This is a genomic window from Nostoc sp. DedQUE04 (assembly GCF_034530995.1).
Classification (GTDB): Bacteria; Cyanobacteriota; Cyanobacteriia; order Cyanobacteriales; family Nostocaceae; genus Nostoc.
This window is the reverse complement of record NZ_JAVRCA010000009.1, coordinates 156,370-171,592: the sequence shown is the minus strand read 5'-3', so window position 1 is coordinate 171,592 and position 15,223 is coordinate 156,370. Positions and strand designations below refer to the sequence as shown.

Genomic DNA, 15,223 nt, shown 5'->3' with positions numbered 1-15,223 from the left:
TCTAAGGACTAGGGACGACTCGACAGGCGATCGATCTCACAATTAGTTAATGCCGAGCCAGGTATTCTCAAGCTGGCATAGTCGCCGCTTAGTTGAACGCGTGATGGTGGTTGATGTAGGGTTACACAACATCTGTGAACTGCGGCTTGGTATTCTCGCCATTGTCTACGGATTGCAATACTTGCAGCATCGTTACCTAAGTCGGAAAATCTTAGCCCCGCTCGCATCAGCCAAGATTCTACGTCAGTTGTTTCACCAACTATTTCTGGAGTGGGATTAATCTTTTTCATGAGTAATATCTTATACGTGTATTCTCAATTACTCATTTCACTTTAAAAGAAAGTATCAATACTAGCCAATATCATTTTTTATCAAAATCATCAATAAAAATTATTCATACCTGAATAGAATACTCAGGTATGAAAGAATGAATTACGATTACGGCTGGTAAACAGCATTGCTTTAGCTTGTGAATAGGCCGTTTTCTAGCTCGTAATTACTAGAAGCGATAGCCTAATCCGGCTTGGAAGCTGACAGCATCAGCATCACTATTTCTGTAAGCGTCAATACCCCATTTAGTATCGCCGTAGGCAATGACATTTTTGCTAACTTCTGATTCAATCCCAAGGGTGACTACAGGTGAATTCCGATTGCCCAATGGAGTTTTTTGACCTTCGTCAGTTACAAAGGAATAACCACCACCGAAGTAAACGTTAGTATTTTTGGCGATGGGCGCATCATAAGTCACTATGGGCATAATTGCAGCAGCATCACCACCATACAACACAGAACCCCGCAGTGAAACAGGTGCATTCGGTACGGCGTATCGTCCTTGAATATTACCACCAATTTGTGCTTCATCGTTTCCTTGTCCGCCACTGGTTGCACCAACAGCAACACCAGCACCGATGTAATTACCGTTAGTACCGTTAGTAGCTGCTGTTTGAGCAGATGCAATCCCGGCTGAGAGGACAATGGAAGCAACAGCAAAGAAAGAGGCAGCTAATTTTGTCAGTTTCATAAAGTTATTCTCACTAGAGTTAGGTAAAATCAATGTTCTCTAGTACTAGAATCTCTTTTTTTACAAAATGTAACCTCACGCACCTGGTTCACCCAACTGGCTGAATTATTTCTCACCCACCTGGGTGTAACAACTGAAATATTTAGATAACAGTTATTTCTTCAAAAAGCGCTGACGTAGACGAGAGATAAAAATATTTACTTCTGGTATTTTCAGCCAGGAAGCGATCGCCGCAAACACTGCAATCCCCACGAAGCCAGATATACACAATTGCAACACCAGAATCAGTAAACCCGTTTTACCTAACAACTGCTGAGAACCAACCAAAGTCCCATAGCTTGCGACCCCAGCAACTACGCTACCACCAGCCAAACCCAGAATCGGCAAACTCCACTCGCGCCAAGGTAAACCATCGAGTTTGCGATCGAGTAACCATAACAGCATTAACATTGAGCTACAATTTACACCCACTGTTGCTAATACCAAACCGGGAGCGCCAAAAGGTTTAACAAAAAACCAATCTAATAAAATATTAAGCAAGATGTTAAAAATACTGATGCGAAAAGGTGTCTGTCCATCGCCTAAAGCATAGAATACCCGCACCAAAACATCACGCCCCAAATAGACAAACATCCCAATTCCATAAGCTACTAGTAAGGATGAAACTAGCTGTGTGGCTTCTGGCTTGAAAGCACCGCGCTCATATACCACCTGTACAATGGGTACTGATAGCGCCACCATCAGCGCCCCTAGCGGTAACATGGTAAAAGCAGTGAGTAGAAGTCCTTGGCGAATCCGTAATTTTAAATCCTGCCAATTTTCGGGGCCAGATAGTCTGGCAAATATCGGTAATAGAGGCAGTAAAATGATATTAGAAATAATCCCCAAGGGAGTTTGGACTAATAGATTGGCATAGTTAAATCCTGCCGCCGCACCAGGGATAGGACTAGCAAAATAAAGGTCAGTGGCAACATTAATTGGCATCATTCCAGAGGAAACTGTTGCCGGAGTCATGATTTTGATAACTTCTTGAACGCCTGGGGATTTAAAATCAAACCGCAGGCGTAATGTGCCTAATCCTAACCGCCACTGGACAATTAGCTGCACTACCCACTGGAGAATTGCTCCTGCCAAGGTTCCCCAAGCTAAGACCATTCCCCCGATTAAAGCGTACTCCGGTTTAATAATATTCTTGCCCAGTTGCATCGCTAAGATAGCAAGACCGCCAACAACGGTAATACTAGATAATAGGGGACTAATGGAGAGTAACCAATATTGATTGGCTGTATTGAGAGTACCAAAGCCAATGCCAATTAAACCGGCAAATAAAGCCATCGGGGCCATAATGCGGAGTTGTTGAATAGCGATCGCTCTGGTTGTTTCCTCCAAACCATGACCGACTAAATCAACGATCGCATCCGCAAATAGAACTTGAGCCACTGTCACCAGCAACAGCACTCCACCTACCAGCGTTGTCACGGTTTCCACTAAAGGAGCCGCTTCTTCTCGCCGCCGCTTGGCTAAAACGCTGACGAGCGCACTGTGTAATGGCCCATTGACGCCACCGAGTAAGATCAATAGAAAGCCAGGGATAATATAGGCATAACTATAAGCCGTAGCAGCAGCACCAACACCAAATGCGGCAGCGATCGCTTGCTGCCGCACTAAACCGAAGACTTTACTAATTAATGTGGCTGCGGCAACAATGCCAGCAATTCCAGCGAAGGAACGAGAGGGTTTTTGATCTTGTTGTGTCACGAATAATACCCGACAACTCTAGCAGAGTGCATACTTTAAAACATTTAACCTGAAATTCCGCAGTCTGTCAGGTAAATTTTGACAAATTAGTAATTTTAAATGCCTACACCAACGGCAAAGGCAAAGCGATGTCTACGGTAAATGCTCGCCTACGCTCAAAATTAAATTCCTGAATTGCGATAATACAGCGAATTACAAGTTAGTTAGATCGCGATTCCAAAGGGGTCAGACGGATTTTCTGATTTGCCTTGACAACACTAACTTAGTGACAGCCAAGCTTTAAGTTTGTAGTGAATATACTCAAATAAACTTTGCGCTCCTGTGTGTTTCAAATTAAACCCTCAATTGACGACGAATTTCCCAAATTGTGTAGTTAGTCATTTCCTCTGTTGTGTACAAGCCAAAATTATTTTTTAGCCAATTACAAGGATAGATCGAGAAAGGGGAACTATAACAATAACCATCTTCTGGGAAATAGTTGAACTAGTGACTGGGGGTTGGAGACTAGGACTGGATATCGGGCGAGATGTGAATGGGGATTGGAATCCAAACAAATCTTACTCATATTTTATTCCCTAGTACCCAGTACTCAGTCCCAAAGCGCCCATTCGTCCCTACCCCAACAAGTTGCTATCCATCTGAAATTGGTGAATCCTGGACGCGGCCAGTTGAAGACTGTAAAACTTTGCAGTTTGTCATATTTTTGACACTTGTTAACCCCATGAAGTTTGGTGTGAGGAACCCTTGTATAAAAAACAAAATAATCCAGAGCAATGGAACCCAATTCAAATTTCACAGAAAATCAACTTCTTTTATCAAGCGCTCAACTTCAAGAGCAACTAGAGCAACAAAAAGCTCTGGCGAGTGTCATTGTCCGAATTCGGGAATCTCTTGACTTAGAAACAATTTTTCAAACGACTGTTAAACAAGTGCGTCAGTTACTAAATGCCGACCGAGTAGCAGTCTTCCAGTTCGACCGCGAACAAAACTGGCAGGGAGAATTTGTTTCTGAAGATGTTGCAACTGGCTGGAACTCAGCAATGGCAATAAAAGTTTATGACCACTGCTTTGGAGAACAATTTGCTTCTAGTTATCAACAAGGTAGAGTGCAAGCAGTAGCAGATATTTACAATGCGGGACTGAGTGATTGTCATCTGGAAATTTTGAGCAAATTTCAGGTGCAGGCCAACCTCGTTGTCCCTCTATCGCGGAAGCAGGAACTGTGGGGATTGCTTTGCATTCATCAGTGCAGTGAGACTCGTGAATGGAAAGAATCGGAAATTGAGTTTATTCGTCAAATTGCTGACCATCTTATTGTTGCGATTCAACAAGCAAAGCATCTTCATGAAGTCAAATTGCAAGCTGCAAAATTGGCTCAAGCAGTTCAGCGCGACCAAGTAATAGCTAAAATTGTCGATGAAATTCGCTCACCCCTTGATATTGAAATTATCTTTAAAACCACAACTCAAGAAATACGCAAGCTGTTGCAAGCTGACCGAGTTGCCATCTTTAGCTTCAATCCCGATTGGAGTGGTAACTTTGTTGCTGAATCATTTGCTGAAGGTTGGACTCCTTTAGTTGGTCTTCTGCCTGCGATCGCTGATAGTTATTTACAACAGACGCAAGGTGGGCGTTACGTTCACAACCAGACATTTATAGTTAATGATATTTACCAAGCTGGCTTAACAAACTGCCATGTAACTCTCTTGGAACAATTCCAGGCAAAAGCCTTTGCTACTGCCCCAATTCTCCAAGGAGATCAACTTTGGGGAATCATCGCTGCCTATCAAAATGCCTCACCCAGAGAGTGGCAATCTTATGAAGTCGAATCACTGACCAAAATCAGCACACAAATTGGTGTTGCAGTGCGACACCATAAGTTGCTGGCATACGCTCAGTACCAAGCAGAGCAACAAAAAACATTAACTAGCGTGATTACTCGAATTCGAGAGTCTCTAGATTTAAATACAATTTTCCAAACTACTGTCACCGAGGCCCGGCAAATGCTGCAAGCAGACAGAGTGGCAGTTTTTCGTTTTGACCCGCAAAAAGATTGGGAAGGAGAATTTATTTCTGAAGATTTTGTGCCTGAGTGTAACTCGGTAATGGCAGAAAAAGTTTATGACTATTGTTTCGGAGAAAACTTTGCACCTCTTTACGCCCAAGGTCGAGTAAATGCGATCGCTGATATTTATCAAGGAAAGTTCCCCGGTTGCTACGTCCAAATCCTAGAAAAATTTCAAGTACGGGCAAATATGGTCGCACCTCTATTGAAAAAAGGTGAACTTTGGGGATTGCTGTGTATTCACCAATGCACTGCTCCTCGCTACTGGCAACCTTCTGAGATTGAATTTGCTAGTCAAATCGCCGAGCAATTAGGAGTTGCATTAAAACAGGATTCTTATTTAAAGCAAGTTCAAATGCAGGTTGTCCAGTTAGCAGAAGCCACTGAACGCGAAAAAGCAATGGAACGTCAAGAACTACTGGCTGCAACTATTGATAAAATCCGCCAGTCACTCGATATTAAAACTATTTTTAGAACTACTACTCACGCTGTGCGAGAGTTACTCGAAGTTGAGCGAATTGCAATCTACCGTTTCAACCCGGATTGGAGCGGTAAATTTGTCGCAGATTCTTTTAAAGATGGTTGGAAACCAGTTGCACAAACCCAACCAACGATTATAGAAACTTTTGAGGATACAGACGACGATAACGAACTTCCGCGTAACGAAACCTTTGTGCCGATTCGCGAAGGTGAAAAATTATGGGGATTATTAGTTGCTTATCAAAATTCGCAACCACGTTATTGGAAAGAAGAGGAAATTAATTTACTGGCTCAAGTTGGAGTGCAATTAGGAATTGCGATTCAGCAAGCAGAATTACTCGAACAAACTAAACGTCAAACCTTAGAACTTACTCAGACTCTGCAAGAATTAAAACAAACTCAGACCAGGTTAATTCAGGGTGAAAAAATGGCAGGATTAGGACAACTACTTGCTGGAGTTGCCCATGAAATCAACAATCCTATCAGTTTTATTTTTGGCAATCTTATTCATTTAAATGAATATACTCAAGAACTGCTCAAGGTAGTGAATCTTTACCGTCAACACTCTTCAATATTGCCAACTATCCAAGAGCAAATCAACAAGAGTGATTTGGACTTTATCATCGAAGATTTACCGAAAACCCTTGAGTCTATGAAAGTAGGAACAGAGCGGATTTGTGATATTGTGCTATCACTGCGAAACTTCTCTCGTACAGATGAGGCTGAATTAAAGCCAGTAGATATTCATGAAGGGTTGGATAGTACTTTGTTAATTTTAGGGCATCGCCTCAAAAATAATAACGATCGCCCAGCAATTGAGATTGTTAAACAATATGATAGTTTACCTTTGCTCGAATGCTATCCCGCGCAATTAAATCAAGTGTTTATGAATCTTTTGAGTAACAGTGTTGATGCATTAGAGGAAAAATTTAACACTATACAGCAAAGGTATTTGAAATTATTACAGACGTGTCCGAGAATACCCTTGACTATCTGGATTAATACGCAAGTCATTAATAACCAGGTTGTAATCAGAATAGCTGATAATGGTTTGGGGATTCCAGAAGAGGTGCGATCGCATATATTCGATCCCTTTTTTACTACCAAAGCACCAGGTAAAGGTACGGGGTTAGGATTGTCTATTAGCCATCAAATAGTAGCTGAGAAACATCATGGTCAGATGAAATGTTCCTCTAAACCAGGAGAAGGAACAGAGTTTTTAATTGAAATTCCCATTGATAATTAGAAGCTGCTGATTTTTGACAAATTCAGTCAATTTTAAATAGGGGAACCAGGATAAGTAGAGGTTTCCTCCGTTCCCCGAAGGCATCATAACAGACTAATGCAGCACCACCTGAATCAATATAATAATTTATTTTCTTTAGAGTTTAGGATCATTTTTTGGGATGCGATCGCAGAGTTGATGTTGAGAAAGCGGCAGAATTGGTATAAATAGGTACTAATTTGCAGTGAGAAAACTTTTGATTGTCTTAACTATTTCTTGTTGCTCTTGAAACCCAGAATTAAAGAACCCAGAATTATAGGAACCAATCAAAGATACCCTTTCACCAGATTTTAAGATTAAGATAACTCGAGTATCTGTGCTATCTTCACCATAATTAAAACTTTTAACTTTAATATCAACAACTTCATTTAAGGAATACACCAAAATTACTTTTCCCAATATCCCAAACCATTTATAGCGGCTGATACCTAAACTATTTGACTCTTTATCAAAATTAAAGTCTATAAATGAACCTGACGCTATAATTAATAAACCTAATAATAGGCAAAATATGGTTATCCCAATTGCAGCGTAGCCGACTAAAGTATCATCTTGCTTAACTACTAAAGTTTTTTCTAACGGTTGTGCTAAGAAATTTTTAACTTTTAATACTATCAACTCTGCTTCTTCGGAAAAATAATCACTGTAAGTAGTTCGTCTAAACGGAAGGCTTTCTGTTTTAGTTAATAACTGAACTTGATATTGATATATTATTTTTCCATCTCGATCAGTTTTAGTTTGTTTTTCTAAACGACTTCCAATTAATCCAGAAATTTGTTTTTGGCTTTTTTGATGACCAAAAAAATCAAATTCTATCAGTTGACATATAATTTTTGATGATTTTTGCTCAATATTTGAAGTATCTATATTTTGTAAAACATGGTTACAATCAAGTTGTGTAACAGGTATAAACATAAAAATAGCATATAAATAAATTATACCTATTTGTCCAATAAAGAACCCAATAAATCTAAGTAACTTCGGCTGAACAATAAACCTAAGCTTATTTTGTGTTTGCTCATAAATTTGTATATTTTTATCTCTGACCAAATCGCAAATTAAAATCAAATCGATAGCGAATAATACATAGTTTAATAAAGAATTTGTATTTTCCATTTTTTCGCAAAAATGTCTCTATTTTATGCTCAACGTCGGGATTCTTCACTTACAACCCAAACTATCTCGCGTTGACATACCCGTAACCGGATTTACCCCATCGGCTCTTTCACACAGCAGCGACACTTGATAACGGTCAATTAAAGCATCGGTAAAATCAGCACCAGTCACATCAGCATCATAAAAGCGGCTACGGGTCAAAGTGGCTTCAGTAAAGATGGCATTTTTCAGGTTAGCACCATCCATAGTGGCGCGATCGACTAAAGCGCCGCTCAAGTTCGCATCTTCCAAATTTGCCTTTAATAAAACTCCTTTGGTCAGAATTGCGTTGGTTAAATTCGCTCCTTGAAAATTTGTCCCCCGCATTTCTGCTGCGACAAAAGTTACACCTGCCAAATCAGCATGAGAAAAGTCACGATTTTCTAAATTTATGTTGTTGTAATTGATTGTGTTTATCTGAGCAAAAGCTGGTTTGGGATTAAGTATTATCCACCCAAATGCTAGTAGCAAAATTACAATCAAACCCAAAAAGCGCAGTAAAATCTTTTTCATAACTTTATTATTTATCAGTAGTCCGTTGTCATTAGTCCTATCTTACAAAATCTGAGCGAAGGTTTCCTCCGCTCAGATTTTACGCTTTGTGATTTAACCAATGACTAATGATTAATGACTCTTGCCTATTTCCAATCTTTCCCAATGCGGATTGTCAGGTCGGATTCTAAATCACCAATAGCAGACACCTCGATTTGACCCAAGCCTAAGACTTTTTGCAAATCAGCCCCAACTCGTCGGTTGCCTTTTTGGACAATAATCTGAGTTTGACGTTGGGTATCTGGCCAATCAGGCACTTTGTAAATATTATTAAAGCCTTTCTGTTTAAGATAAGCAATAACTTTTTCAGTTAGCTGAGGTTGATTAGAAGCATTTTGAATAGCAATTTTGAGGTTAGGAACCTGACGCATATCTGGCTTTAGACCAGGTACATTTACCCCAACATAATCATTCAACAGGCTCTGTTGTCCAGTCATATTCAGCCAATAGCTATCGGGGTCTTTGCTAAAACGGCTAAAGGTACCAGGCAACACAGTCATTTGGAAATTATCCCGATCTAGGTTAAGTCCGAAATTGACCAACGCCATCATTTCTTCCATCTTCAGGTTGGTATCAAAATATTTTCGCATTAAGCGAGTTAATTGAGGCAACCTGGGTAAGATGGTGGGACTATTTAAGCGTTGCAGCAGGGCAGCTGTTAGTGCTTGCTGACGCTGCACTCTCGGTAAATCTCCCAAACCTGGTTCGCGGAATCGGGCAAACTGTTCTGCTTGTTCGCCATTAAGGGTTTGCCAACCACTGACTAAATTAATCGATAGCCGACTGCTGGAGTCTTTATATTCCATTGATTGGGGAACAAAGACTTCTACTCCGCCTAACTGATCGACTAACTGCCGTAAGCCACTGGTAGAAATACGGATGTAACGATCGATTGGGGCATTATTTAAGGTACGGCTAACTACCCGTGCTGCTAAGACTGGGCCGCCTTTGGCATTGGCATCAGATACCTTAGTTAATCCCTTTTCTCCCTTTTCGGGGATGGCGATCATTGTATCTCTGGGAATGGAAAGCACTCTTACAGATTTTTCACTAGGATTAAGTCGTACCAGCAGCATGGAGTCGCTTTTCCCGGCAAAGCTTTCTGGTGAGCCATCAACGGTACCGCTGACTGGTTCAATCCCCATGATTAAAATATTCATCGGACGTGAAAGCTTGTACTGGGAGAGTTTACCCCATAACTCCCCTGGTAATGGGATTTTTACTTCGTCTTTAGCAGCAGTTCCTAAATCGTCATCTGTTCGATCTAGATTGCTCCATAAAGGAGTCCACAGCGCTAACGTTGACACCAGCAGCCCAGATAAGATGATGCCAATGACAACCGTCATAAACCATAACAGCCATCGAGGCATGGTTAAGCCCAGTCTCTCAGAAAGCTGATTCGGAAACGCGCCCACAGATTCGATGACGCTACGGTTCGGATTCGCTGGCTGCTTTAGTTCGACCTCCTCCTCTGAGTCGGCTACTGGTGCTGGTGTTACTTGATTTTCTGTCCGTTGAATTTGCGACGATCGCACGTCACTTTCAAACTCTACTACTTGCTCAGACGTAACCGGATTTTCCGACCATTCGACTTGTTTTATCACAATTATCTCCCCACTCAACCACTCCCTAAAAGTATGTTAATCCAAGCTACAAATATTGCCAGTGGAAAAGCTCACTGTAAACTTGTAATGTTCTTCGGTAGGCGTGTATGACAACATGAATACTTTATTGTTCCCCGTAATCCTAGCTGGTGGTAAAGGTGAACGTTTTTGGCCCCTAAGCCGTAAAGACCGACCCAAGCAATTTTTAAGTCTTGATGGTAGCTCTAGAAGTCTATTACAAGCAACCGCCGATCGATTGATTGAACTCGGTGGCGGGTGGGATTTCTTGTGGGTGATCACTTCTAGTCAGATAGCTGAAGGCGTAAGACAACAACTACCCGATCTACCAGTTGAAAACTTACTGATTGAGTCGGAAGGCAGAGACACAGCCGCCGCCGTTGCTTGGACAAGTTTAGAAATCAAACAGCGCTATGGTGAAGACGCTGTGATTGGCTTTTTCCCTGCTGACCACTGGATTGCTGACCAAGAGGCGTTTGCACGCACATTAAATGCAGCTACGCAACTGGCAACAAGCACAGCAGCGATCGTTACACTGGGGATCAAGCCTACTTTTCCATCAACCGGTTACGGCTACATTGAACAAGGTGAAAAAATAGGTAGCTTTAATGAGTTGCCAGCTTATCACGTGAACCGCTTTACTGAAAAGCCCGACCGAGAAACGGCAGAGACTTTTTTATCTACGGGACGTTTTAGCTGGAATAGTGGAATGTTCGTTTTTCGGGCAGGGGTTGTTCTCAAGGAACTACATACCCATGCTCCAGAAATTATCGAACCTTTAGAACAACATGGCCCTGATATCTATCCCCAGTTGCCTAAGAAGAGTATAGACTATGCGTTAATGGAAAAGACAACTCTAGCATACGTTTTGCCAGTTGATTTTGGTTGGGATGATTTAGGAGATTGGAATGCGATCGAACGCTTACTGAAGACGGAAGAGACTCCCAATGTGGAACTTGCTACTCACGTAGGTATAGATACGCAAGGGGCGATTATTTACGCCTCAAATCCAGAAGATGTAGTTGTTACTATTGGTTTAGAGGATGTGGTGATTGTGCGCGATCGCAATGTCACCCTCGTTGTCAAAAAAGAACGTACCCAGGAAATCAAGCAGATCCTTAAAATTATCCAAAGCGATTCCCGATTTACCGACCTGCTATAAAAGTTAGAACCCTTGGCAGAGGCGAAAAAGTCTGTTTTCCCATTATAACTTGACAGTCTATTATTTTATCTGACAGTTATGGACATTATTAGCTTTGAGCCTCTGGCCAAGACAATAGCAATCGATTCTATTACTGCCTATCAAAAATACATTTCTCCGTCCAAAGGATTTTCTTGTTCCCATCGCTTATTACACGGCGGGGATTCCTGCTCTAGTTACATCAAACGGATGCTGAACGAACAGAAGCTCCACCAAGCCGTACAATCATCCATCAAAAGATTTCAAGATTGTGCCGCAGCTAGCAAGACTTTAACAAGCACCAAAACTAGAGCCGATTTCCGTTGTATTGTCATCCCCTGCTGTCTACCTCTTTAACTCCTCTGCCTTTTTGCAGTTTTTTACAAAAATGTTCCTCACCCAAACTGTTCCCCGTCAACGAGAAATTCTGGAAGTCTTCCTTCGCAATGGCTGGGACTATATGCGAAGGTTACTTACTGGTGGCAAAGCTGATGAACCCCAGCTTCCAACACCTGCGGTTTTAAAAAATATCCTGGTAGACTTGGGGCCAGTTTACGTCAAACTTGGTCAGTTAATGTCTACCCGCCCTGACTTACTGAGCGCCTCCTATATTGAGGAATTGTCAACTCTACAAGATGAAGTACCACCAGTTCCTTGGTCAGAGATAGAAATAATCCTCCGCAAAGAATTAAAACGTCCATTAGCAGAAACCTTCAGCACAGTTAACCCAATCCCCGTAGCAGCCGGATCGATTGCCCAGACACATCGAGCTACACTAGCAGACGGTCGAGAAGTCGCTCTAAAAGTGCAACGTCCGGGAATTGATATTACTATTGGTCAAGATATTGCTTTAATTCAAGGTATTGCCGATTTAGTGGCGCGGACTGATTTTGGGCAAACCTACGAAATCAAATCCATTGCCGAAGAATTTACCAAAGCCTTAGAAGCTGAATTGGATTTTACACGGGAAGCGGGTTTTACAGACCAACTGCGGCGCAACTTATCTCAGAGTCGCTGGTACGATCCCACACAAATAGTGGTTGCGGAAATTAACTGGGAATTGACCACACCAAAGTTACTGGTAATGGAATGGTTGGATGGGATACCTTTCTTGGCGGCAGATTTGGATAGTGACCCCAATGTTAAAGATCCGGCCGAAAAGCGTAAAGAAATAACTACCTTGTTATTTCGGGTATTTTTCCAGCAACTATATATTGATGGTTTTTTTCACGCCGATCCCCATCCAGGAAACTTGTTTTATCTCAAAGATGGTCGTGTTGCTCTCTTAGATTGTGGCATGGTGGGAAGACTCGATCCCCGGACACAGCAGATATTAACAGAGATGTTGTTAGCGATCGTTGATTTAGATGCTCAAAGGTGCGCTCAGTTAACTTTACAGCTATCAGATTCTGCTCAACCAGTGATTTTGTCGCGGTTAGAAAATGATTACGATCGCATGTTACGTAAGTATCATAACGTCAGCCTCACACAAATAAACTTCAGTCAGATAATTTATGAAGTTTTACAAGTTGCCCGCAACAATAAAATTAGGTTGCCTAGTAATATGGGTTTGTATGCCAAAACCCTAGCAAATTTAGAAGGGGTAGCGCGAACATTCAACCCAGAGCTTAATTTTTTTGATGAAGTTAAACCATTAATTACAGACTTGTTTCGTCGGCAATTATTGGGCGATAATCCAGTGCGATCGCTATTACGGACAGCCTTAGATATTAAAAGTCTGTCTCTCCAATCTCCTCGCCAAATCGAACTATTATTAGACCGAGTTACCTCAGAGACCTTACAGTGGAATCTATCACTGCGGGGTTTAGATGGTGTACGGCGCACTATGGACGATGCCGCTAACCGACTATCTTTTAGTATTTTAGTGGGTTCGCTGATTATGGGTGCGGCAATTATTTCCACCAGAGCGCAAACAACTCAGCTATCTTTTTTAAGCAGCATTCTGTTTGCAGTCGCTAGTTTATTGGGTTTGTGGTTAATTATTAGCACATTGCGATCGGGGCGTTTACGGTAAAATCATTTTGAATTTTAGACTTTGAATTGAAGGAAAAATCTAAAATTCAAAATTTAATGACCGACATTCCTTGATGGTACAAGCCCCTAGATTCATCTATGGAGTTAATCTAAAATCTAAAATTCCCAAGCCCCTAGATTTATCTATGAGGTCAATCCAAAATCCAAAACTTGTACTGAGCGAAATCGAAGTATCTAAAATCCAAAATTGTCTGACTCATACCGTTTGGATTTTTAGCGAAAAAACAGCGATCGCCAAATAGACAACCAACAGGCAAAGCTTCTGGACTGGGTTGGCTACCAGCAACTAGGATAAAATCGATTTGAGGAAGCGATCGCTATTAATGCTAAAGATGCCCCAAAGCGATCGCCAATTACCTCTGATACCAGCTGGTTGTAAGTTAGAAAGTATCAGTTAAAAAACTTGGATCATCGACTTAGTACCCATTCTGACAGCCAAATTGTACTTCATCTTGATGAAAAGTTTAGCATCGAATGTTTGCAATATTTGCGGGGTGAATTCGCATTTATCTTGTGGCATGAAGCGAGGCAGGTTTTATTTAACGTGAGTTCGATGAACCTCCCTCTCCCACGGGGAAAGAGAAGAGCAACGAAAAATTAGGGTTTTGGCTCCCCTCTCCGACACGGAGAGGGGTTGGGGGAGAGGTAAAAAAAGGGCTTGTCGAACTCACGTTATTTACTGCCTGCGATCGCTTCGGTATTAAGCCACTTTTCTATACAACGGTCGGTAACACGCTTTATTTGTCGTCAGAAGTCAAAGCGCTATTTGGCGCAGACGTTTAGCTTGTCAAAAGTATTACTTATTATCTAAATTTTTGACCGTCTGATTAACCGCGAAAAATAGTACTATTTGGTTACTAGAACCTCATCAAATGCAGTATTTACAGATACTTCGCTCCAAGCATCTAATTCTCCTTTCATAAACTCCAATGCACGATCGATAATCTCTACTGCATCTGCTCCCAAGGCTAATCATAGAAATTCTCCATTTATTACAAGCGTTACTAAGCTAAAAGAAATTGAATTGCAGCATAAAAATGCATATCTCTTGTGGAGTGGACATACAAAATCCACCCAGATACACAATTGAAACGCACATTTGCTTACTGGATGTTGCCAGATGTTTCCTGCATCTTCTTGCGGAGACTAAGTGGCCTCATATCAGTCCAGACTTCTTTGATGTAATCCAGACATTCTTGCTTCAAACCTTTTTTTCCAACATCTTTCCAACCAACAGGGTTTTCGCGATCGGACGCCCAAATGGAATACTGTTCTTCATGATTCACTACAACTTTGTAAATTGTTGTATCTTCTTTGTCGTCTTGATACATAATTAACCTCGTGATATTTAATTAAATATGCTTTGTAATTTGGTACTAATTTAGGGTATTAGTATTAATAAAACTTACATATATACTTCATAATTATACTAGTAATAAATCTAAGTCATATTTAATTTTAACAACGACACATTACCCATATTTTTTTGTGGACTATTCTCTCTTTCACGATTTGCTTGCTTCAAGTTGAAGTGAACTTAAAGATTTAAATTCAAAAATTGTTAATGTTAATACAAGTAACATAAATAAAACATCTGCAAAAAGCATTCCATATATATATGCCTCTTACACCTGATATTCTTGAAAAGAGGATGTCTGAAAAGTAAGAAAGCCCACGTAACGGTATCCTGTCAGTAGAAAAAATACGTAAGTATGACAGCGTTACGAGAGCTATGAATCCATCGTACCCAAGTAATCTAACTTGTGAGCAGTGGGAACTGCTATCAGAACTCATTCCTGCGCCAAAAACTGGAGGTTGAAAACGTAGTGTGGATATGGAGGCGATGTCTGACAACAAGCAGCTTCGCGTCTACAATAAACTATTTAATACATAATGATACGGAGAATGAGGCATTCCTTTTCCACGCTTAGATGGCTTTTCAGGGAATACATCATTAAAAAGCTTCCATTCAAGGTCACTTAGTCCTTCAAAACGCCCAGCCATCAATAGATACACCTTATCTTCTACAAGAATAGATTACCATACTGTG

General features: G+C 41.0%; 12 protein-coding genes and 1 pseudogene. 6 read left to right on the top strand and 7 right to left on the bottom strand.

Annotated elements, in window-relative coordinates:
- Positions 1 to 8 precede the first annotated feature (8 nt).
- The 3 genes from RM049_RS08885 to murJ form a co-directional block, all read right to left on the bottom strand.
- Positions 9 to 290 (bottom strand): hypothetical protein, encoded by a 282-nt coding sequence (locus RM049_RS08885; protein WP_322689354.1) that lies wholly within the window; start codon positions 288 to 290, stop codon positions 9 to 11.
- A gap of 209 nt (positions 291 to 499) precedes the next feature.
- Positions 500 to 1,021: an outer membrane beta-barrel protein gene (locus tag RM049_RS08880; RefSeq protein ID WP_322703932.1), complete on the bottom strand. Its 522-nt coding sequence runs from the start codon at positions 1,019 to 1,021 to the stop codon at positions 500 to 502.
- Between the two features lie 153 nt (positions 1,022 to 1,174).
- Positions 1,175 to 2,779, bottom strand: coding sequence for a murein biosynthesis integral membrane protein MurJ (murJ, locus tag RM049_RS08875; protein WP_322703931.1), 1,605 nt, complete (start codon positions 2,777 to 2,779; stop codon positions 1,175 to 1,177).
- Positions 2,780 to 3,552: 773 nt separating this feature from the next.
- Between murJ and RM049_RS08870 the strand changes: the two genes are divergently transcribed.
- Positions 3,553 to 6,570 (top strand): GAF domain-containing protein, encoded by a 3,018-nt coding sequence (locus tag RM049_RS08870; RefSeq protein WP_322703930.1) that lies wholly within the window; start codon positions 3,553 to 3,555, stop codon positions 6,568 to 6,570.
- A 213-nt stretch (positions 6,571 to 6,783) separates the two neighbouring features.
- On the opposite strand, the gene RM049_RS08865 is transcribed toward RM049_RS08870, so the two are convergent.
- From RM049_RS08865 to RM049_RS08855, 3 genes are all read right to left on the bottom strand, one after another.
- The gene (locus RM049_RS08865) at positions 6,784 to 7,725 is read right to left on the bottom strand and encodes a hypothetical protein (RefSeq protein WP_322703929.1); all 942 of its coding nucleotides are present in this window, start codon (positions 7,723 to 7,725) and stop codon (positions 6,784 to 6,786) included.
- Positions 7,726 to 7,770: 45 nt separating this feature from the next.
- Complete coding sequence (locus RM049_RS08860) at positions 7,771 to 8,277, bottom strand: pentapeptide repeat-containing protein (protein WP_322703928.1); 507 nt, start codon at positions 8,275 to 8,277, stop codon at positions 7,771 to 7,773.
- 125 nt (positions 8,278 to 8,402) lie between these two features.
- Positions 8,403 to 9,920, bottom strand: coding sequence for an LCP family protein (locus RM049_RS08855; protein WP_322703927.1), 1,518 nt, complete (start codon positions 9,918 to 9,920; stop codon positions 8,403 to 8,405).
- 115 nt (positions 9,921 to 10,035) lie between these two features.
- On the opposite strand from RM049_RS08855, the gene RM049_RS08850 reads away from it, so the two are divergent.
- The 5 genes and pseudogenes from RM049_RS08850 to RM049_RS08830 all read left to right on the top strand — a co-directional run.
- Positions 10,036 to 11,100 carry a mannose-1-phosphate guanylyltransferase gene (locus RM049_RS08850; protein ID WP_322671044.1) on the top strand — a complete coding sequence of 355 codons (1,065 nt, stop codon included), beginning with the start codon at positions 10,036 to 10,038 and terminating at the stop codon, positions 11,098 to 11,100.
- Positions 11,101 to 11,178: 78 nt separating this feature from the next.
- Positions 11,179 to 11,475: a membrane protein insertion efficiency factor YidD gene (gene yidD / locus RM049_RS08845; protein WP_322703926.1), complete on the top strand. Its 297-nt coding sequence runs from the start codon at positions 11,179 to 11,181 to the stop codon at positions 11,473 to 11,475.
- Between the two features lie 31 nt (positions 11,476 to 11,506).
- The gene (locus RM049_RS08840; protein WP_322703925.1) at positions 11,507 to 13,153 is read left to right on the top strand and encodes an AarF/ABC1/UbiB kinase family protein; all 1,647 of its coding nucleotides are present in this window, start codon (positions 11,507 to 11,509) and stop codon (positions 13,151 to 13,153) included.
- A 423-nt stretch (positions 13,154 to 13,576) separates the two neighbouring features.
- Entirely contained in the window at positions 13,577 to 13,774 is a 198-nt protein-coding gene (locus RM049_RS08835) for a hypothetical protein (RefSeq protein ID WP_322703924.1), read from the top strand.
- 80 nt (positions 13,775 to 13,854) lie between these two features.
- Positions 13,855 to 13,956: pseudogene (locus tag RM049_RS08830) on the top strand (hypothetical protein); the annotation flags it as partial.
- 320 nt (positions 13,957 to 14,276) lie between these two features.
- Here RM049_RS08830 and RM049_RS08825 read toward each other — a convergent pair.
- Positions 14,277 to 14,504: an MbtH family protein gene (locus tag RM049_RS08825; protein ID WP_322703923.1), complete on the bottom strand. Its 228-nt coding sequence runs from the start codon at positions 14,502 to 14,504 to the stop codon at positions 14,277 to 14,279.
- Positions 14,505 to 15,223: the final 719 nt, after the last annotated feature.

Excerpts from the sequence above, each read along its gene's own strand:
- RM049_RS08885 (WP_322689354.1), bottom strand. The coding sequence starts at position 290 with ATGAAAAAGATTAATCCCACTCCAGAAATAGTTGGTGAAACAACTGAC.
- RM049_RS08880 (WP_322703932.1), bottom strand. The coding sequence starts at position 1,021 with ATGAAACTGACAAAATTAGCTGCCTCTTTCTTTGCTGTTGCTTCCATT.
- RM049_RS08870 (WP_322703930.1), top strand. The coding sequence starts at position 3,553 with ATGGAACCCAATTCAAATTTCACAGAAAATCAACTTCTTTTATCAAGC.
- RM049_RS08865 (WP_322703929.1), bottom strand. The coding sequence starts at position 7,725 with ATGGAAAATACAAATTCTTTATTAAACTATGTATTATTCGCTATCGAT.
- RM049_RS08860 (WP_322703928.1), bottom strand. The coding sequence starts at position 8,277 with ATGAAAAAGATTTTACTGCGCTTTTTGGGTTTGATTGTAATTTTGCTA.
- RM049_RS08850 (WP_322671044.1), top strand. The coding sequence starts at position 10,036 with ATGAATACTTTATTGTTCCCCGTAATCCTAGCTGGTGGTAAAGGTGAA.
- yidD (WP_322703926.1), top strand. The coding sequence starts at position 11,179 with ATGGACATTATTAGCTTTGAGCCTCTGGCCAAGACAATAGCAATCGAT.
- RM049_RS08840 (WP_322703925.1), top strand. The coding sequence starts at position 11,507 with ATGTTCCTCACCCAAACTGTTCCCCGTCAACGAGAAATTCTGGAAGTC.
- RM049_RS08825 (WP_322703923.1), bottom strand. The coding sequence starts at position 14,504 with ATGTATCAAGACGACAAAGAAGATACAACAATTTACAAAGTTGTAGTG.